This is a genomic window from Sporosarcina sp. FSL K6-3508 (assembly GCF_038615825.1).
GTDB lineage: Bacteria > Bacillota > Bacilli > Bacillales_A > Planococcaceae > Sporosarcina > Sporosarcina newyorkensis.
Map to the genome: position 1 here is coordinate 736,027 of NZ_CP152016.1, position 18,526 is coordinate 754,552.

An 18,526-nucleotide genomic window follows, 5' to 3' on the forward strand; every position below is an offset into this window, starting at 1 on the left:
AGCTGAATTGAAAAAGTAGACTGAGCCAAACCCGTGTCAGTCTAAGCCAAACACATATCATACCAAACCAACTTCGCACATCTATGCCACTCACCTAACAAATCCTGCAACTGACATTCAAAAATGTACCACTCACCCAAATCCGGCTGACGTTTTATTCGCCAGTTCGTATACTAAAAGTACAAAGAGTGAACGAATGGAGGAAAACATAATGACTGTGGTCGAGGCGCAAGACGTTCGAAAATCATTTGGATCCTATGACGTATTGAAGGGAGTAGACTTTCAGGCAAATGAAGGGGAAATTGTGGCGGTCATTGGGAAAAACGGAGCGGGGAAGTCGACTTTTTTAGAGATGCTTATGACGATTCAAACACCGGACGCAGGAGGCATTCATCTATTCGGCAAGGAGTTGCATTGTCTTTCCATCAATGAAAAAGAGCAGCTGAGAAAACAAATTTCTGTCGTACTGCAGCCAACACAGTTTTATAAAACGATGAAAGTCTATGAACTGCTGAAACTATTTCAGTCCTATTATGATTCCACTAAAGATGTCAATCAGGTATTGGCGGAGTTTCATCTTGAACCGTATCGTCGAACCTATTTCGATAAGCTTTCGGGTGGGTGGAAGCAAATTGTCAGTTTGGCGATTGCGTTCATGTCGCAGCCTAGGCTGTTGATTTTGGATGAACCGACAACAGGGTTGGACCCTCATATGCGCAATATGCTGTGGAATTACATTACGGACTACAATAAAAGGATGGGTGGAACGGTCATTTTAACAACTCATAATATGGATGAAGTGGAGTTGTACTGTGATAAGGTGATGTTGCTTAACAATGGCATAGCAGAGGTGCTTGATACCACGGAACGGATTTTGGAGCGCGGTTATCGCTCAATTCATGAGTTTTATTTACAAAATGTGACGGTTTAAGGGAGAGATTAGACATGTTAGCTACACAACTAAAATACGATTTATTAATGTTTTGGAGAGAAATTTTCTATGTGGTGTTTACGATTGTCGTGCCGCCCGTATCGTATCTTTTCATGGGACAGTTATTCGGAGAAGCTACTTATGATGGAAGTTTGAATTATGCGGAGACTTATACACCATCATTCATTCTACTCATCGCGTTTGGAGTTATTTTTTTCGCTTTCGGATTTGAACAAGTAACGCACCGGACAACAGGCATCGAAAAGCGGATTACACTGACACCCGTGCCGAAGCGTATGCTTTTGTTGTCTGCTATTTTGAAATCCATTATTTTAACGAGTCTCGGCTATTTCCTTGTATTTTCTATTGGCGCATTGGTATATGACCTGCAATTTCATTTGATAGACTTTCTTGCTTCTTATGGATTTTTCATTGCAATGAACGCAGTACTTCTCGTCTTATCTTCAGCTATTTATTCATTTTTCACAAATCAAAATAGTGCACTTGTCTTCTCTATCGTTATTTTTCAACTAGTCATGATTTCAGGAGGCTTTACGATGCCGATAGAGTTGATGCCGAAATTCGTGCAAACAATTGCAGATTTCAATGTGATCTATCATATGAATCAACTTTTTATTGCGATATGGAATGGGCAGCTGGAATGGACAGGGGAAACGATTCTATCAGGTAGCTTCATTGCCATTGTCTTCGTACTCAGCTTGTGTATTCTTCGTCTGCAGCAATCGAAATAGTACAGACAATTTGGAAAGAAACGTTTACACTATTGTCGGGAGGGGTTTCTCGAAATGAAAGTTTTCTTGAATATCGATAGTGCAAATAAAGGGACAACAGTCTCCATTGAATGCGAAGAAATGAATCAATCGATCCAAGAAGTTTTGGACTTTTTAAAAGGACAGGAACTGGATTTTATCGTAGGTAAGGATGGAGAGATGCAGCATATCTTAAAACCGGCGGACATCCATTATTTTCACGCAACGTCATCTGGAGTTGCTGCCGTCACTGCAAATGGTTCCTTTCTAGTGAAAGAAAAACTATATGAATTGGAAGCCGTTTTACCATCAAGTCGTTTTATTCGGCTCTCTAAATCGGTCATTGCCAATCTCCATGAATTGAGCCGTTTCGAAGCTTCTTTTAACGGGACACTGGCAGTATACTTTAAATCTGGGACGAAAGAATATGTTTCAAGAACATACGTCAACGGGATCAAGGAAGCGCTTAAAATGAAAAGGAGGAGTAAGGAATGAACTCTTTTTTATTCCGCAGTATGATTGGTATTTTCTTTGGTGGTTTCCTGGCAGTCGTCATTACAAGTTTGGCCATATATGCAAGCGATCTTGAAACACTAAAAGCAGATGTGTTCGTCAAGAACGCTCTAGGCACAATTTTTTGTGGCTGGTTTTTCAGTGTCACCCCACTTTATTTTGAAAATGAAAGTTGGTCACTGCTGAAACAGACTTTGTATCACTTCATTACCGTGCTGATTCTTTACTTTATCACTGCTTTCGGTATCGGCTGGTTTACTTTTACGGCTAAGAGCTTTTTGACATTTACAGGTCTGTTTTTAGGACTGTACATTGCCAGCTGGATTGGATTTTATTTGTATTATGCAAATGAAGCGAAAAAGCTGAATGAAGAGTTGAAAGAGTGGTAAGCGTCTAATGAGCTGGTCTATGCTAAAATAATGGAAAATCGGTAGAAGGAGCGACTTATGAATATTTATCAATTCGAAGAGCATGTGAATCAGAAGATTGTGACCCGTGGTTGGAACTATTTTTGTGATGGTCGTGTCAGTTCTTCCCGTAAACGACAAGAAGGAACGTATACTTTCTTTATTTAGGGCAGTGAAAAATATGAAGTAACTGTAACCATAGGTGATGAGGGAACGATTTTGTTTTCATCATGCAACTGTCCGTATGACTATAGTTCTGTTTGTAAGCATGAGGTGGCAGCTTATTTTGAGCTGGCGGAACAATTGGATGGTAAGACTCCGCCTTCTGCCACACAATGGGTGGAGGTGACGGATGATCCTTTCACAGAAATGTTTCAGACGTTATCGAATGAAGTATTGATTGAGATCGTGAGAGATTTAACAGAACGAGATGAGGTATTGAAACGACGCTTATTGGCTGTTTATTCGAAGGGAGAGGGAGACGTCTAAGAGGGATTAAACAATTAGTGGATTCAATTATTGAGTTGTATGCGGGATGATCCAACGGCTTGGCGGGATAGCAAGCAACCTGAAAAACAAGCACTAATCCAAGACCTACTTATAATATATCCGAATAAACCAGCTTTTGAAGCCGAGTTAAGCAAGATTATATAACTTTAAATTCGGAATTATTAGTGCAATACATAATCTTATAATGATATACTATTCTTCATGACAAAGAAAAAGGGGTGTGTCATTTGCCGAATGGAATGGAAGAAATCAAGATTTCAGCGCCGGTGGATAGAGTGTGGAGATTTTTGGATGATATGAATCAATGGGCTCCGCTAATCCCGGGGTATATCGAACACGAAGTAGCCAATGAAAAGCAGTTCACCTGGAAGTTTCGTGCGGACCTTGGGATGATCCAAAAAAATATCGAGATGCAGGTTGATATTGCGGAACGGTCAGAGAACTCAAAAGTTGCTTTTAAACTCGAAGGACTGAATGAAAACTTGGAAGGCAACGGCTACTTTCAGCTGAATGAAGTTGATCGAGAGACGACAGATCTTATAGGCTACCTTGATATTTCGGGCAAGGGTATGATGGGGTCGGTTATGAATTCGATGATGAAAAGCTATGTGCCGCAAACTGTGCGCGATTTGACGGTGGCTGTAGGGGAAAAACTGCAAAATAGTTAACGATGATAGAAGAGGTTGTTGTGAAAGTCAGTGGCATCTGACTTTTATGACGACCTTTTTCTTTTAAGGGGGATCGTTGGTCTTAACCGCATCATAGCGTATCGGGGCAAATTATCATCTTGACCTTTACGTTAACGTAAATGCTACTATTTAGAAAATGATAGAAAGGAGGAGGTGAAGTGAAAACAATTCGGGAGACAGCGGATCTGTTTGATGTATCCACGCGGACGATCCGATACTACGAAGAGATTGGTTTGCTTTCGCCTGCCCGGTCAGAAGGAAATCAGCGCCTATATCCAGCTTCTGAACTTGTCAAATTAAAATTGATTGTTCGTGGAAAGAAATATGGCTTTTCATTGGAAGAGATTAAAGAAATGGTGTTGTTATTCGATAAAGACCGAACCGGGCGCAAACAGTTGGAACGGACAATTCAATACGGTAGACGGCGAATCGAAGAAGTTGAGTTGAAAATTCAGGAATTGGAAGAAATGAAGCGCGAAATGGAGCAGCTGCTTGTTGTATTCAATAGCAAATTGGAAAAATCGAAAGGGGATGAAGGGAATGAATAGTTCACAATTATTGTCTCGTAATGCACGGAAGTATCCGAAACACGAGGCAGTTGTCAGTAGGGAAAAGCAAATTACGTACAAAGAGCTGGATCGGCTTGTTAATCAATTTGGGAATGCGTTGCGGACACAAGGCGTAAAGAAAGGAGAAAAAGTAGCGTTGTTTTTACCGAACGTAGAAGAATTTGTGATCTCGTATTTTGCAGCACAGCGAATCGAGGCGATTGTAGTGCCGATTAACGTGAAGTTGACAGCACGGGAATTGGAATACATTCTTGAGCACGCGGACGTAAAAGTATTGATTGCACATGATTTAGTGTTTGAAGCAGCAAGTAAAATGAAAGCGCCTTCACTGAAGATTAAGACAGGTGGCGCAGTGGATGGTTGGTTTGATTTTCAAGATGTGCTGTCTCAAGGGGAAGAAACTACAATTTCGTGTAATTTGAAAGAAGACGATGAGTCCACCATTTTATATACATCCGGGACGACAGGTAGCCCGAAAGGTGTGTTATTTAGCTACCGAAATATCTTGACAGTTGCTTCAATGATTGCTGTGGAAATGGAATTCAAACCGGAGAGTCGCATCTTGCTGATGATGCCGCTCAGTCACTCAGCACCGCTTCACTTGTTTTTGATGGCAGGTATGCTTGTGGGATCCACACTTGTTATAACACCGACATTTACTCCGGATTTATTGATTGAAATGGTGGAACGAGAACGAACAACACACTTTTTTGGTGCACCTGTTGCATATATACTGACCGCAAGCAATCCAAAATTACAAGATGCAGACCTATCATCCATGAAATGGTGGGTATATGGTGGGGCTCCGCTGTCGGCTGAAGAAGTGAAAAAAGTGAAAATTGCATTCCGCTCGGACAATCTGGTCTGTGTTTATGGACTGACAGAGGCGGGACCGAGCGGGGCATTACTGCTGGCTGCTGAACATGATGCGAAGGCGGGAAGTATCGGGCGGCGTGCTCCGCTGCACACAGAGCTGCGAATTGTAAATGAATCAGGAAAAAATGTAATACCAGGTGAAGTAGGTGAGATCGTTCTCTTTGGTGAAGGAAATATGCTTGGCTATTACAAAAATGAGGAAGCGATACGGGAGACCTATTTTGACGGCTGGTTGCGGACTGGTGATATGGCGATGGAAGATGAAGATGGATTTTATTGGATTATTGGTCGAAAGAAAGATGTGATTTTATCAGGCGGGGTCAACATCTATCCGCAAGAAATTGAAGAACAAATCGTTCAATTTCCTAATATGAAGGAAGTTGCGGTAGTTGGTGTACCGCATCCTGAGTGGGGTGAGACGGTGAAGGTCGTATTTGCCGCTTCTGAAAGAATTGATGAGGAAGCGCTTAAAGGTTATTTGAAAGAACATTTGGCTTCATTCAAAATTCCGCGGATTTATGAACAAGTCGATGCGCTGCCTCGAAATGCTTCTGGGAAGATTCTAAAACAACCGTTGCGAGAAGGAGGAACTGTCGGATGAGAGTATTGGAGGAAACTGAACGTTATGAAGTGGAAAACTTTTTTGTTGGTGATGAAACATTGGAACTAATTTTACGTGAGCGACTGGATGGTCCGTTTCTTAAGTATGCATTACGTGAACTTCATTCATTCGGTGAAGCATGTGCGAATGATATTGAGCGAAGAGCTGTGCATACGGACAGAGAAGGGGAACCGCGTCTAATTCGTTACAATAAGTTTGGTGAAGAAGTATCGGAAGTGTGGGTCAATGAAGGGTATCGACAAACCGTACAGGAAACGTATGATACAGGGATTGTCGGCTATGTCCATAAAGAGATTCCCGAACTTGGACATAAGGGGAATTATACGTATAGCTTTGCACAAGGATTTCTGTTGTCTCATGCAGAGCCTGGTTTCTATTGTCCTGTAACGCTGACGATGGCAACTGCGTATTTATTGGATCATTTCGCGGATGACGAGGTAAAACAACTGTTTTTACCCCGTGTTTGCGCAACGGGTGAAATGCCTTTATTCGAAGGTGCTACATTTTTGACGGAGCGGCAAGGTGGGTCCGATGTAGGTGCAAATGTTGTCCGCGCGGTGAAAGAAGGAGAGCAGTATCGATTGTATGGAGAAAAGTATTTTGCTTCGAATGCCGGAATGGCAGGCGTGGTGATGGTCTTGGCTCGTATGGAAGGTACGCCTGAAGGGTCAAAAGGTTTGACGTTGTTTGCGGTACCTTGGCGCAAGAAAAACGGGGAGTTAAACGGAGTTCGTATTCGCAGACTCAAAGATAAACTGGGTGTGCGCGCTGTGCCGTCAGGTGAGGTGGAATTTGACGGGGCGATTGCCTATGTTGTAGGTGATCCGACGAAAGGTTTGGCTTATATGCTCGAAGCGCTTAATTTATCAAGAATCTGCAATGCGGTTGCATCTCTAGGCATCATGCGCAGAGCATTGCTGGAATCCAAGAGCTATGCAAGTCGTAGAAATGCATTCGGTCAACGTTTGACGGGTTATCCAATGGTGCGTGATACATTAGGAAAAATGTCGGCAAAATTACATGCGGAAACAATAACCGTTTTTGATTTCATTAAACTATATGAAAAAGTTACAGATGGAGAAGCGGATGAACGCGAGCAAGTGCTGAATCGACTTTTTATTGCATTGATTAAAAAGGAAACAGCGGAACAGGCAATTCACTTCTCTCATGAAGCAATCGAAATGCACGGCGGCAATGGCTATATAGAAGATTTTGTTACGCCGAGATTGCTACGGGATGCACAAGTGTTAACCGTTTGGGAAGGGACGGCAAATATTTTAGCGTTGGAATTAATTCGTTTGGTCACGAAATTCAAAGCTCATGACTTGTTTGTCGATGAGATGAAGAGCCGTTTGTCTGCATTAGAGGAATGCGGATTGACGCAAGTACTAGATAGAGAAATTGATAGTGTGCAGGAAGGATTGACTGCCTTTGCTTCCTATGATTATTCTTTGCAAACATTTGAAGCGAAAAGATGGATGAAACGCATGTCGGACGTATATGAAAGCGTCGTGAGTTTGGAGTGGGCTGCAAAGTATGGTAGGAAGTATGAGAAGTTAGCAGAGGTGTTCATGGAAGATACATGGGGGTTGCGTAAGTCAGGCGAACCGATGAAAACAGTGGAATGCTTTGAGGAATTAATCTGAAAAGCAAGACTGTATAAATGGAGGGCTGTCCAGGGAGTGATCTCCTGAACTGCCCTTCTTACTTTTGCATCATTTTGCTGTCGAAGATCATAAAGTGTCTATACACGATCATAAATTCCAGTCAACCGCTCATATCCTCCTGCCAAGCGATCATAGCAACTAGGAACTCGCTCATTAAACTGTGTATCGCGCTCATAAAAGGTTTCTTTCTACTGAATTGGGAAGGATGAACCGATCCCTCGTTACTGCTAACCATAGACTCATCGAACGACTCCGTTTCAGTTTACAAACATTCTAGTGTCAGCTATATCTGATCGTGCAAATGTCAGCCAAGGCGAGTTCTTTGACATCTGCATCTCCGAACGGTTGAAAATGGATAACTCGATTGTTTTTGTCGAATTCTAAGTAATAGCCATTATGCTGAATATTTTTTGATTGTTTCAATGTGATTTCGATAGGATCACCCATCATTAAATCGACGAGTATATGAATTAATTTCTTTTCGTCATAACATCTAGTCTCCCGATTCGATACATGCGAAGAGTCACAGCTGTTGCAAGGTCTAAACTTTCTTGATGACATAAAATATGCACCTCCTTCTCTCTTAGTGTATGTCGAAAAACGTGAGAGAACTGTGCCGTTTCATTTGATGAATTCAACGGCAAGGAGGTGCAACTGAATGTAAGCTTGCTCTACCAATTAACCATGCAGAAAATCAAGAAATAACTCTATTAATCCATTACCAATCCGCCATCCACAACAAGATTTTGTCCTGTGATGGCACGGCTGGAAGGAGAAGCGAAGAAAACAACCACATCGGCTACTTCTTCTGGAGTGACGACTCGCCCAATCGGTGTATTGGCTTTAATGATATCGAACACAGCATCCGGTGTAGCAGCGCTAGCATCTGTTTTCAGTAAAAGCCCACCTGACACCATATTGACGGTGATACCATCTGGTCCTAACTCTTTTGCCATGCTTCGCGTCATACCGAGCAAAGCGGCCTTACTCGTATTGTAATCGTGATAAGGCACGACAGGATTCTGCACCAAGTTTGTACCGATATTGATGATTCGACCAAACTGCAATCGTGTCATACCTTCCCGAGTTGCTTGAAGTGTATTCAGTGTTGCCCCCACAGAACCTTCCAACTGTTTATGATAATCCTGCCATTCAATTGCATCCAACTGTTTCCGATCATCGCCGTTGAAAGAAAAGTCGATTAATGCATTATTGACGATTGTCGTAATTGGTTGTCCGAAATGACGGTTAGCCTGTTCTACTAATAACTGCAGATCATCTAGATTCCGCACATCTGCCCGCAGTGCAATTGCTCGGTCACTGCCAATTTCATTCACAACTTGCTGAGCTTTATCACTATTTTTAAAGTAATTCACGACAACTTTTGAACCTGCTTCGCCAAATGCCTTCGCAGTTGCCGCGCCCAATCCTCTGCTTGCACCTGTCACCAATACTACTTGATCTTTCAATTCCAATCCATCCAGCTCCTTTTTTCATAGGTTTATACAAAAAAAGACCACTGAAAGTTAGCGGCCGCTGAAAAGAATGCCACTTCCCTCCGTCGGTATCAACCGAATCAGGTTCAAAGGGTCGGAGTTTTCTCCTCTCAGCCAATAGGCACCCCCAGTGATTTTGTTATGTATGTGTCTGTGAAGTATAGCATTAGGAACATTTTAATACTATGAATTACCATTCTTTTTCATAGTTTCATGCAAATATCTGAATCATTTGTTAAAATAAAATAAGGGTGAAGCACTGGCAAAGAACAGGAGGAGAAACGTATGAAAACGATCTACTCAACAAATTTGCAAGCGGTTTCAAATATTGAAGACGGAGCAACGTTAATGGTTGGCGGATTTGGACTGGTTGGGATACCAGAGCAGCTGATTCTGGCATTGGTAGAAACTGAAGTGAAAGATTTAACAATCATATCAAATAATTGTGGCGTGGATGATTGGGGACTTGGCTTGTTGCTGCAAAAGAAGCAGATCAAGAAAATGATTGGATCGTATGTTGGGGAGAATAAGGAATTTGAACGCCAGGTATTGGCAGGGGAAATTGAAGTCGAGCTGACACCGCAAGGAACGTTGGCTGAAAAGATACGTGCAGGCGGCGCGGGGATACCGGCTTTCTATACGCCTGCTGGAGTCGGGACACAGATTGCAGAAGGAAAAGAAGAGCGGGTCTTTGATGGCAAGGAGTATTTATTGGAGGAAGCTTTGCGTGCGGATTTCGCATTGATTCGGGCAGCGAAAGCCGATCGTTTGGGAAACTTGATCTACAATAAAACGGCGCAAAATTTTAACCCACTTATGGCGGCGGCAGCTAAATTTACAATTGCTGAGGCGGAAGAGATTGTAGATGTTGGAGCACTAGATCCTGCTCACATCCATACCCCAAGCATTTATGTGCAAGGCTTAATACAGGCAAAACAAGAAAAACGAATTGAGCGGCTGACGACTCGGCAGAAAGGGGAGGGAGCTTAATGAAACCAATTCATTTTAGAGAGCGTATTGCGAAAAGGGCAGAGCAGGAAATTAAAGACGGCGACTATGTCAATTTAGGCATTGGTATGCCAACACTTGTAGCGAACTATATTTCAGCTGATAAAACAGTCATTTTGCAGTCGGAAAATGGATTATTGGGCATTGGGCCGTATCCTTTAGAAGAAGATGTCGACCCTGATTTGATCAATGCTGGAAAAGAAACGGTATCAACGATTCCCGGATCTGCTTTCTTCTCGAGTGCCGAATCATTTGCGATGATCCGCGGCGGCCATGTGGATGTTGCGATTTTAGGCGCAATGGAAGTGTCTGAAACAGGAGATTTGGCCAATTGGATGATTCCAGGGAAAGTGATTAAAGGGATGGGTGGCGCGATGGATTTGGTTCATGGTGCCAAAAAAGTGATCATCATAATGGAACATGTTTCTAAAAGCGGTGAACCGAAGATTAAAAAGCGCTGTACTCTGCCGCTAACAGGAAAAGAAGTCGTGGATAAGATTATTACCGAACGAGCTTTAATTGAAGTGACTCCAAAAGGTTTAGTGCTGAAAGAAGTATTTGACGGTTTTACGGCAGAGGAAGTTATTGAATCAACGGAAGCTGATTTGATTCGGGGAGACAATTGTATAGGATGATAAGTGCTCTGTCTAATTTAGGCAGAGTTCTTTTATGGAAATAAGAAGGAGATTGTGTCAATCGACTGCCGATAATCAATAAATAACAGTAGCCGCTCGTAAAGCCTAGCTTTGAGCTCATAGGTCTTGCTTTGCCGCTCATAAAGCCTTGCTCTGTGCTCATACTTCCCGTCATCTCGCTCATAAGCCCTTTGCTTAAGCTCATACCCGCCATGACTAGCCGCTCATTAACCAACAACGCAATTCCCATAATATAATGCTACAATACATAACAACAATGCATCGAGGTGAACGACAAATGAAAATATTGCTCCTTATAAAAGACCCATTAGAAGCACAAGGCTTAAAATGGCTGCTGACATCACAATGGAACGACGTGGCGGTCGAAATAACAGACCAACCAAACGTACTGCGCACATTTCAAGACGCTTACTTATACATCATCGACATGGACTTCATCAGCAAAGAAGACGTCGACTTGCCTGCTCATGCACTCTGGCTTGGCATTTCTTCAGACCGCACATTTCAGACGGTCTATCAGGCACTTACGCTAAAAGCCGAAGACGTGCTGTTCCGTCCGTTCCCACCTGAACGCCTGCTGAAACAAGTCCAGCAAATCCGTTTTCATTGGCGCAATGAAAAAACGGATCGTGAACAGCCGCTTGCACAGCAGCAAAACAGTGTATCCTATGAGGATTTACTCATCCGAGACACGATACCACAACAGCCGATTTGTATGAGCCTGCTTGCGATATCCGATTTAGAAGCGTTGGATATCCTCGTTGAAAAATTGAAGCGCTATGATTTTCCGGCGGCATTTCAAGTGTTTCCGTTTTCGGATCATGTACTGGTCATTCATCGGTTGAGCGAAATGCAGCCATTGCATGAAGCGTATCGAGTGTTTTTTTCACAATGGAAGGGTCAATCGGAAGCTTTGCTGACGATTTATCTATATATAGCGGATGAAGAAATAAGCTATCGTGCGTTCTACAAAAAAATGCGCCTGTTCCATGAGCGAATTTTCTATGACGGCTATGATATTCTTACGCAAGTTGAAGAAGATTTTCAATGGAAGGAACTCGACCCATTTTTGTCGCCGATTGATCAGCAAAAGTGGATTGAAATGCTGGAGAAGCAGCAACTGACGAATATTCGTGAATGGTTGGAGTACGACTTTCTGACTTTGGAACCGCCATATCCGAACCCTGGGATGGTGCGCGTGCGGCTAACGAGTATTTTAGCGCAGATGCGTCGGTATATGATGGCGAACTCCTTACAGTCTTCAAAATTAGAACAGGCATATCATGCTCTGTTTAATAAAACGATTCAAGAACCGGTTATGTATCATATTATTCAATCCTTCATTACGTTTAGCGGCGAATTGATTCGGACATCCAGTGACCTGTACACTTCTCAAGACTTCGATGAGAAGGTAAGAGAGCGGATTTTAATGAATTATTGGGATTCTTCTTGGAACTTAGCTGCCTGCGCGGAAGAAATGAAAATCCATAAAAGTACGCTCAGCCGGAAATATGCGAAAGAAGCAGGACAGTCGTTCCGAGATACATTGCTTGGCATCCGAATTGAACAAGCGCAGCGTTTATTGAAAGAAACGGATTTAACCATCTCTGAAGTAGCGGAAACATCAGGCTTTTCTCATCCTGCTTACTTTAGTAAACGTTTTAAAGAAGCGGTAGGCCGAACGCCTAATGAATACCGCCAATCATAGGAATGCTCAAAGAATATTGAAAATTAATTATATGAGGCAACAATAAAATGCAATTGAAAACGGTTTCCTTTAAATATTGTAAATATAATATAAAATAATCAATAAAATATAACGTAATTAACGTTTTACAGCTAGTATACTAAGAGTAACTTATGAGGAGGTATTTAAAATGACAAGTACACAAACAAATATAGCAGCAGAAAAAGTGATTCAATATACAGGTACTGAACTTAATACGAAAGGATGGCAGCAAGAGGCAGCTCTTCGCATGCTGATGAACAACTTGCACCCAGATGTGGCAGAACATCCCGACAAATTGGTCGTTTACGGAGGAATCGGTAAAGCGGCGCGTAACTGGGAGAGCTTTGATGCGATCGTTCGTTCATTGAAAGAATTAGAGAATGACGAAACGTTGCTTGTTCAATCAGGTAAGCCTGTAGTTGTTTTCAAAACTCATGAAAATGCACCTCGCGTATTGATCGCAAACTCTAATATCGTACCAGCGTATGCAAACTGGGATACATTCCACGAGCTAGATAAAAAAGGCTTGATGATGTATGGACAGATGACAGCGGGCAGCTGGATTTATATTGGTTCTCAAGGAATTGTTCAAGGAACATATGAAACATTTGCTGAGCTTGCAAACCAACACTTTGGCGGCTCACTGAAAGGAACGATTACGTTGACTGCCGGTCTAGGCGGCATGGGTGGTGCTCAGCCTCTAGCAGTTACAATGGCTGGCGGAGTTTGTATCGGAATCGATGTAGACGAAACACGTATCGATCGCCGTATCGAAACTCGTTACACAGACGTGAAGACAGATTCATTGGATGAAGCGATTCGTATTGCAGAAGAAGCGAAAGCAGAAGGCAAAGCACTTTCTATCGGTCTAGTAGGAAATGCAGCCGATCTATTACCAGAAATGCTTTCTCGTGGATTTATTCCTGAAGTATTGACTGACCAAACATCTGCTCACGATCCACTGAACGGCTATGTTCCATCTAAAATGTCTATGGAGGATGCAGCGAAACTTCGTGAATCTGATCCAGAAGAATATGTACGTCTATCGAAAAAAGCTATGGCTCAGCACGTAGCAGCTATGGTTGAGATGATGGATAAAGGTGCAATTACATTTGATTATGGTAACAATATTCGCCAGGTGGCAAAAGATGAAGGCGTTGAACGCGCATTTGACTTCCCAGGATTCGTTCCGGCGTATATCCGTCCGCAATTCTGCGAAGGTAAAGGGCCTTTCCGCTGGGTAGCTCTATCTGGAGATCCAGAAGATATCCGCAAAACAGACGAAGTGATCTTGCGTGAATTCAGCTACAATAAGCATCTTTGCAATTGGATCAAAATGGCACAAGAAAAGATTCAATTCCAAGGACTGCCTTCCCGTATTTGCTGGTTGGGTTACGGAGAACGTGCTCGTTTCGGTAAAATCATCAATGACATGGTGGCAAGCGGCGAATTAAGCGCACCGATCGTTATCGGCCGTGACCACTTGGATTCAGGTTCTGTAGCTTCACCAAACCGTGAAACAGAGTCAATGAAAGATGGTTCAGACGTAGTATCTGACTGGCCAATCCTTAACGCTATGATCAATGCTGTCGGCGGGGCAACTTGGGTTTCTCTTCACCACGGCGGTGGCGTAGGTATGGGTTATTCCCAGCACTCCGGAGTGGTTATCGTAGCGGACGGAACGAAAGAAGCAGAAGCACGTCTAGAGCGCGTATTGACAACGGATCCAGGAATGGGTGTAGTACGTCACGCGGATGCAGGCTATGATATCGCAATTCAAACAGCAAAGGAAAAAGGAATCAAAATCCCGATGTTGGAAGGTGGAAATTAATTGAAACCTGTATGGATTAAACATGCAAAAGAACTAGCAACAATTTCAGGTGAAAATGGACCGCGTAAAGGGAAAGACATGTCGAATCTTTCCATCATTGAGGATGGAAGCGTGTGGATTGAAGATGGCAAAATCGCGGCTGTCGGTACAACGGAAGAGTTGGAAAAACAGTATGCAAGTCGTGCAAATGAAGCAGATATTGTGGATGCAACGGGACGCCTGGTTACGCCAGGCCTCGTCGATCCTCATACACATATTGTCTATGGCGGAAGCCGTGAAAAGGAATTTGAAATGCGTCTTGAAGGTGCAACATATATGGACATCATGAATGCCGGTGGTGGGATTCACGCTACTTCCCGCATGACACGTGAAGCGACAGAAGATGAACTGGTGGAACAAGCATCCCGTCGTTTGGATTCATTCGCAAAGCATGGAGTTACGACGGTTGAAGGAAAAAGTGGATACGGACTCGATTTAGAGACGGAACTGAAGCAATTGCGTGCAGCGAAACGTCTCAATGAACAGCATGCGCTGGAAATCGTGCCTACTTTCATGGGCGCTCACGCCGTGCCAAGAGAGTATAAAGGCAATGAAGATGCATTCGTTGATTTAGTCATTGATGAAATGCTTCCTGTTGTCGCAGAAGAAAAATTGGCAGTATTCAATGATGTGTTCTGTGAAAAGGATGTTTTCACTCCGGAGCAATCTGAACGAATTTTAGAAGCCGGTAAAAAGCACGGCTTAACTCCTAAAATTCATGCGGATGAAATTGCATCATACGGCGGCGCAGAACTGGCTGCAAAAGTCGGAGCTATTTCCGCGGAGCATTTATTGAAAGCTTCCGATCAAGGAATTGAAGATATGGCGAAGGCTGGAGTGATTGCGTGCCTGCTACCTGCAACTGCATTATTCCTTCGTGAAGAAGCAGCAAAAGGACGACAGATGATCGACTCGGGGATGGCAGTCGCCATTTCCACTGATTGCAATCCGGGATCCTCTCCGACCACTTCCATGCCACTTGTTATGAACTTGGCTTGCATTTCGATGCGCATGACGCCTGCAGAAGCGTTAGTTGCCACAACGATCAACGCAGCGAGCGCGATTAAAGTAGAAGACCGTGCGGGTTCATTGGAAGTTGGCAAACAAGGCGATGTCGTGATGTGGGATATTGGGAGCTATCAGGAGTTGCAATATCTATTCGGTGTGAATCATGTAGATAAAGTATGGAAAAAAGGTCAATTAATCGTTGGCTGACTTATAGAAACTGTGAAAGAACGTCTCAACACGACGTTCTTTTACAACGTTTCTGAGTGCATAGACATCTTAGAGGGGTGAACAGAATGGAGCAATTGAAGGAAAGAGCAACGAGTAAAACAAATACAGGTATTTGGAAGTTTTTTGTCTATAGTGCGATTGGTGCGTTTATGTTTTTTGTGCCTGTAACAATCAACGGCAACAATTCGATTATGCTGGACCATATCGTGACTTGGTTTCAGACGAATGTAAGCGCTGTCCTACCGTATTATGCATTACTCATTTTGATTGCTGGAGCCGCTTATCCGTTTATTTCAGGAACGTGGAAGAAATCAACAGTGGATATCGTATTTTCGTTCTTTAAAGTAATCGGACTTGTAGTAGGTATTCTTCTCATATTCAATATTGGACCAGCCTGGTTATTCGAACCGGATATGGGCCCCTTCCTATTGAATAAACTCGTGATTCCAGTTGGATTGCTAGTCCCAATTGGAGCGGCGTTTCTTGCGTTGCTTGTTAGTTATGGATTGTTGGAGTTTATTGGTGTGCTGATGCAGCCAGTTATGCGTCCGCTTTGGAGAACACCAGGACGTTCCGCAGTCGACGCTGTTGCTTCATTTGTAGGTTCATACTCACTCGGACTGCTCATTACGAATCGTGTATATAAAGAGGGGAAATATACTGCGAAAGAAGCGGCGATTATTGCGACAGGATTCTCCACGGTGTCTGCGACATTCATGGTAGTCGTAGCAAAAACACTCGACATTATGAGCATGTGGAATTTATATTTCTGGCTTACGCTTGTCGTCACTTTCATCGTAACAGGGATTACGGTGCGTATTTGGCCGCTTGCTTCCATGAAGGATGAGTATTATGAAGGTTCTACACCGCAACCAGAGATGAAACCGGAAGGCAGTCGTTTCGCAGCAGCTTGGGACGAAGCAATGGAAACGGTTTCTTCAGCTCCTGGACTCGTAAAAAATATCTGGATTAATGTGAAGGACGGATTGATGATGGCGATGGCGATTTTGCCTTCCATTCTATCTATAGGGCTATTAGGTCTTGTGCTAGCGGAATATACACCGGTATTTGACTGGATCGGTTATATTTTCTATCCGTTCACTTATTTGATGCAAGTTCCTGAACCGATGTTAGTTGCAAAAGCAAGTGCACTTGGAATTGCCGAAATGTTCTTACCGGCATCGCTCGTTGTACAGTCTGCTTTGATTTCAAAGTTCATTGTAGGCGTTGTGTCGGTGTCTGGGATCATCTTCTTCTCTGCGCTTGTTCCTTGTATCGTCGCGACTGAGATTCCGATTTCCATTCCCAAGTTGGTTATCATTTGGATTCAGCGTGTTATTTTAACAATCATCATTGTCACGCCGCTTGCGTTTTTACTACTATAAATAAAATAGAGCCCCTTCATCATTATGATGGAGGGGTTGATTTTGTATTTTTGGAAAACCGTCATGAGGTTGGTCGTTGTTCCATGTTTAGGAAGAAATGAAGTGGGTAGGCAGGGTTTAAGGGATAAAATCTGCCCTATCTTTATAAGTAGGAAGGAGGTGTGATGTTGGAAAAATGGAAAATAGTTTTTATGACATTATTTTTAATTGGAATGGCACCTATTGTAATGCATGCCGAAGAAAATGAAGCAGAACAGGAACCGAAGCAAAGAAAAGGGATCATATCGGGTGTTGTGGATGTGGTGGCAGATACGGTATCCTCTGCCGGTAATGTGGTAAATGAAACAGTCGAGATGACAGGTAAAACCGTCCAACAAACGGTTGAATTTACAGAAGATACTGTTAAAAGTGTAGCGGAACCACCTGCTGAAAAGCCTGTAAAGCAAATCGTTGAAAGGACTGCAGAGTTTGTACAGGGCACTGTGGAAAATACGATACCAGTTGTGAATCAAACAACTGAAACTGTCCGAGAGACTGCTGGAAACGTGACTGAGATCACTGAAGAAGTACCCATCGTTTCACATGCTAATCCTGTGGTAGAAGAGACAGTCGATTTTACCTCAACTACAGCAGACCGTACAGTCAATCTCGTGAACGAATCGGTCAACACAGTGACAGCATCAACTGACAAACCCATTAAGCGGGTAGTGGAAGATACCGCCGACTTTATAAGCGAAACGGTCAACGGTACAGTACCGATTGTAGAGGAAACAACGGAAATGGTACAAGGAATCGTACAAGACGTTGCGCGAGTAACGGAAGAGTTGCCGGAGTTGCCTGTTGTGACACCTGTCGTCGACCAAACGACAGAACTAATGAAGGATACCGTCGATACTGTTAAAGGTACAACGGATCAAACAGTCTCTGAAACAGTCGATGCAGTGGTTGGTACAATACAGAAACCAGATGAAATTGTAATGGAGAAAGAGCCTGAATTTCCTTCTGAAGTGATAACCTCCGAAAAGCAGAATACGGAGATTGCGAGAGTTCCGTCCGTTCCTTTGAATAAGTCTAATTTTAATTCGAAAAAAGAGCCTGATGATCTTGAACTAGAAGTAGAATCTGAAGATATTCAGAAGGAAGCGATCAATTCATCTTTGAAATCTGATGGGTTGCACGAGGCGTCCAAAGCTGCAGATTTAATGCACAAACTATATGTATCTAGGCAATTCATGGAACAACAAGAACGCACGCCTGTTGGTTCAAACTCTTCATATAAGATGAACTTGCCTGGACAGTATGAGGGAAACGGCAAAAATTTGAATCGATCTGTGACAAAGAATGTGAAAGCAGCACCTTTTGAAGCTTTCATTACGACGGGTTCTTCATCAATCACCACAACATCTTCTTCTGTAAGTAGTTCACATGTAAATATAAGTGCAGACTTGTCGAGCGAATACTTAGTGAATGTTCAATTGGTCAGCAATCGCTGGTATTTGGAAAGCACAATCGGTAAATTGCAATGGGTCCATGAACCACCTGGGCAACCGCCCAAACAGCTCCTTTTTTATACGTTAGCGTTTAACTAATAA

At 43.0% G+C, this 18,526-nt stretch carries 19 protein-coding genes and 1 riboswitch; of the genes, 17 read left to right on the plus strand and 2 right to left on the minus strand.

Annotated elements, in window-relative coordinates:
- Positions 1-211 precede the first annotated feature (211 nt).
- The 10 genes from MKX97_RS03420 to MKX97_RS03465 all read left to right on the plus strand — a co-directional run bounded on the left by MKX97_RS03420 (position 212) and on the right by MKX97_RS03465 (position 7,533).
- Positions 212-931: an ABC transporter ATP-binding protein gene (locus tag MKX97_RS03420; RefSeq protein ID WP_245799459.1), complete on the plus strand. Its 720-nt coding sequence runs from the start codon at positions 212-214 to the stop codon at positions 929-931.
- Between the two features lie 14 nt (positions 932-945).
- Positions 946-1,683 carry an ABC transporter permease gene (locus tag MKX97_RS03425; protein ID WP_009766002.1) on the plus strand — a complete coding sequence of 246 codons (738 nt, stop codon included), beginning with the start codon at positions 946-948 and terminating at the stop codon, positions 1,681-1,683.
- Between the two features lie 54 nt (positions 1,684-1,737).
- The gene (locus MKX97_RS03430; RefSeq protein ID WP_342536966.1) at positions 1,738-2,196 is read left to right on the plus strand and encodes a LytTR family DNA-binding domain-containing protein; all 459 of its coding nucleotides are present in this window, start codon (positions 1,738-1,740) and stop codon (positions 2,194-2,196) included.
- Positions 2,193-2,603 carry a DUF3021 domain-containing protein gene (locus MKX97_RS03435; RefSeq protein ID WP_009766000.1) on the plus strand — a complete coding sequence of 137 codons (411 nt, stop codon included), beginning with the start codon at positions 2,193-2,195 and terminating at the stop codon, positions 2,601-2,603. The genes MKX97_RS03430 and MKX97_RS03435 overlap by 4 nt, the downstream gene beginning before the upstream one ends.
- A gap of 57 nt (positions 2,604-2,660) precedes the next feature.
- Positions 2,661-2,789, plus strand: coding sequence for a hypothetical protein (locus tag MKX97_RS03440; RefSeq protein WP_281250646.1), 129 nt, complete (start codon positions 2,661-2,663; stop codon positions 2,787-2,789).
- 51 nt (positions 2,790-2,840) lie between these two features.
- Positions 2,841-3,110, plus strand: a complete 270-nt coding sequence (locus MKX97_RS03445) for a hypothetical protein (RefSeq protein ID WP_342536967.1) — start codon at positions 2,841-2,843, stop codon at positions 3,108-3,110.
- 239 nt (positions 3,111-3,349) lie between these two features.
- Positions 3,350-3,799 (plus strand): SRPBCC family protein, encoded by a 450-nt coding sequence (locus MKX97_RS03450; protein ID WP_245799460.1) that lies wholly within the window; start codon positions 3,350-3,352, stop codon positions 3,797-3,799.
- 179 nt (positions 3,800-3,978) lie between these two features.
- Entirely contained in the window at positions 3,979-4,368 is a 390-nt protein-coding gene (locus MKX97_RS03455; protein ID WP_009765997.1) for a MerR family DNA-binding transcriptional regulator, read from the plus strand.
- Positions 4,361-5,866, plus strand: coding sequence for an AMP-binding protein (locus MKX97_RS03460; protein ID WP_342536968.1), 1,506 nt, complete (start codon positions 4,361-4,363; stop codon positions 5,864-5,866). The genes MKX97_RS03455 and MKX97_RS03460 overlap by 8 nt, the downstream gene beginning before the upstream one ends.
- Positions 5,863-7,533 carry an acyl-CoA dehydrogenase family protein gene (locus tag MKX97_RS03465; protein ID WP_342536969.1) on the plus strand — a complete coding sequence of 557 codons (1,671 nt, stop codon included), beginning with the start codon at positions 5,863-5,865 and terminating at the stop codon, positions 7,531-7,533. The genes MKX97_RS03460 and MKX97_RS03465 overlap by 4 nt, the downstream gene beginning before the upstream one ends.
- 300 nt (positions 7,534-7,833) lie before the next feature.
- On the opposite strand, the gene MKX97_RS03470 is transcribed toward MKX97_RS03465, so the two are convergent.
- Both MKX97_RS03470 and MKX97_RS03475 read right to left on the minus strand, forming a co-directional pair.
- Positions 7,834-8,115 carry a hypothetical protein gene (locus MKX97_RS03470; RefSeq protein WP_342536970.1) on the minus strand — a complete coding sequence of 94 codons (282 nt, stop codon included), beginning with the start codon at positions 8,113-8,115 and terminating at the stop codon, positions 7,834-7,836.
- Between the two features lie 149 nt (positions 8,116-8,264).
- Positions 8,265-9,029 carry a 3-oxoacyl-ACP reductase gene (locus MKX97_RS03475; RefSeq protein WP_342536971.1) on the minus strand — a complete coding sequence of 255 codons (765 nt, stop codon included), beginning with the start codon at positions 9,027-9,029 and terminating at the stop codon, positions 8,265-8,267.
- A gap of 61 nt (positions 9,030-9,090) precedes the next feature.
- Positions 9,091-9,189: riboswitch (TPP riboswitch) on the minus strand.
- 146 nt (positions 9,190-9,335) lie between these two features.
- On the opposite strand from MKX97_RS03475, the gene MKX97_RS03480 reads away from it, so the two are divergent.
- The 7 genes from MKX97_RS03480 (at position 9,336) to MKX97_RS03510 (ending at position 18,523) form a co-directional block, all read left to right on the plus strand.
- Complete coding sequence (locus tag MKX97_RS03480; protein ID WP_342536972.1) at positions 9,336-10,040, plus strand: CoA transferase subunit A; 705 nt, start codon at positions 9,336-9,338, stop codon at positions 10,038-10,040.
- A complete protein-coding gene (locus MKX97_RS03485; RefSeq protein WP_342536973.1) occupies positions 10,040-10,693 on the plus strand; it encodes a CoA transferase subunit B in 654 nt (217 codons plus the stop codon). Before MKX97_RS03480 ends, MKX97_RS03485 begins: the two co-directional genes overlap by 1 nt.
- 298 nt (positions 10,694-10,991) lie before the next feature.
- Positions 10,992-12,422, plus strand: a complete 1,431-nt coding sequence (locus MKX97_RS03490; protein WP_245799461.1) for a response regulator transcription factor — start codon at positions 10,992-10,994, stop codon at positions 12,420-12,422.
- Positions 12,423-12,591: 169 nt separating this feature from the next.
- On the plus strand, positions 12,592-14,274 hold the full coding sequence (gene hutU, locus MKX97_RS03495) for a urocanate hydratase (protein WP_078817167.1): 1,683 nt from the start codon (positions 12,592-12,594) through the stop codon (positions 14,272-14,274).
- Complete coding sequence (hutI, locus tag MKX97_RS03500; RefSeq protein ID WP_342536974.1) at positions 14,275-15,528, plus strand: imidazolonepropionase; 1,254 nt, start codon at positions 14,275-14,277, stop codon at positions 15,526-15,528.
- An 86-nt stretch (positions 15,529-15,614) separates the two neighbouring features.
- Positions 15,615-16,934, plus strand: a complete 1,320-nt coding sequence (locus tag MKX97_RS03505; protein ID WP_078817168.1) for a YjiH family protein — start codon at positions 15,615-15,617, stop codon at positions 16,932-16,934.
- 164 nt (positions 16,935-17,098) lie between these two features.
- Entirely contained in the window at positions 17,099-18,523 is a 1,425-nt protein-coding gene (locus MKX97_RS03510) for a hypothetical protein (RefSeq protein ID WP_342536975.1), read from the plus strand.
- Positions 18,524-18,526 lie beyond the last annotated feature (3 nt).

Excerpts from the sequence above, each read along its gene's own strand:
- MKX97_RS03480 (WP_342536972.1), top strand. The coding sequence starts at position 9,336 with ATGAAAACGATCTACTCAACAAATTTGCAAGCGGTTTCAAATATTGAA.
- MKX97_RS03460 (WP_342536968.1), top strand. The coding sequence starts at position 4,361 with ATGAATAGTTCACAATTATTGTCTCGTAATGCACGGAAGTATCCGAAA.
- hutU (WP_078817167.1), top strand. The coding sequence starts at position 12,592 with ATGACAAGTACACAAACAAATATAGCAGCAGAAAAAGTGATTCAATAT.
- MKX97_RS03490 (WP_245799461.1), top strand. The coding sequence starts at position 10,992 with ATGAAAATATTGCTCCTTATAAAAGACCCATTAGAAGCACAAGGCTTA.
- MKX97_RS03485 (WP_342536973.1), top strand. The coding sequence starts at position 10,040 with ATGAAACCAATTCATTTTAGAGAGCGTATTGCGAAAAGGGCAGAGCAG.
- MKX97_RS03425 (WP_009766002.1), top strand. The coding sequence starts at position 946 with ATGTTAGCTACACAACTAAAATACGATTTATTAATGTTTTGGAGAGAA.
- MKX97_RS03420 (WP_245799459.1), top strand. The coding sequence starts at position 212 with ATGACTGTGGTCGAGGCGCAAGACGTTCGAAAATCATTTGGATCCTAT.
- MKX97_RS03440 (WP_281250646.1), top strand. The coding sequence starts at position 2,661 with ATGAATATTTATCAATTCGAAGAGCATGTGAATCAGAAGATTGTGACC.
- MKX97_RS03510 (WP_342536975.1), top strand. The coding sequence starts at position 17,099 with ATGTTGGAAAAATGGAAAATAGTTTTTATGACATTATTTTTAATTGGA.
- MKX97_RS03465 (WP_342536969.1), top strand. The coding sequence starts at position 5,863 with ATGAGAGTATTGGAGGAAACTGAACGTTATGAAGTGGAAAACTTTTTT.
- MKX97_RS03430 (WP_342536966.1), top strand. The coding sequence starts at position 1,738 with ATGAAAGTTTTCTTGAATATCGATAGTGCAAATAAAGGGACAACAGTC.
- MKX97_RS03435 (WP_009766000.1), top strand. The coding sequence starts at position 2,193 with ATGAACTCTTTTTTATTCCGCAGTATGATTGGTATTTTCTTTGGTGGT.
- MKX97_RS03505 (WP_078817168.1), top strand. The coding sequence starts at position 15,615 with ATGGAGCAATTGAAGGAAAGAGCAACGAGTAAAACAAATACAGGTATT.
- MKX97_RS03470 (WP_342536970.1), bottom strand. The coding sequence starts at position 8,115 with ATGTCATCAAGAAAGTTTAGACCTTGCAACAGCTGTGACTCTTCGCAT.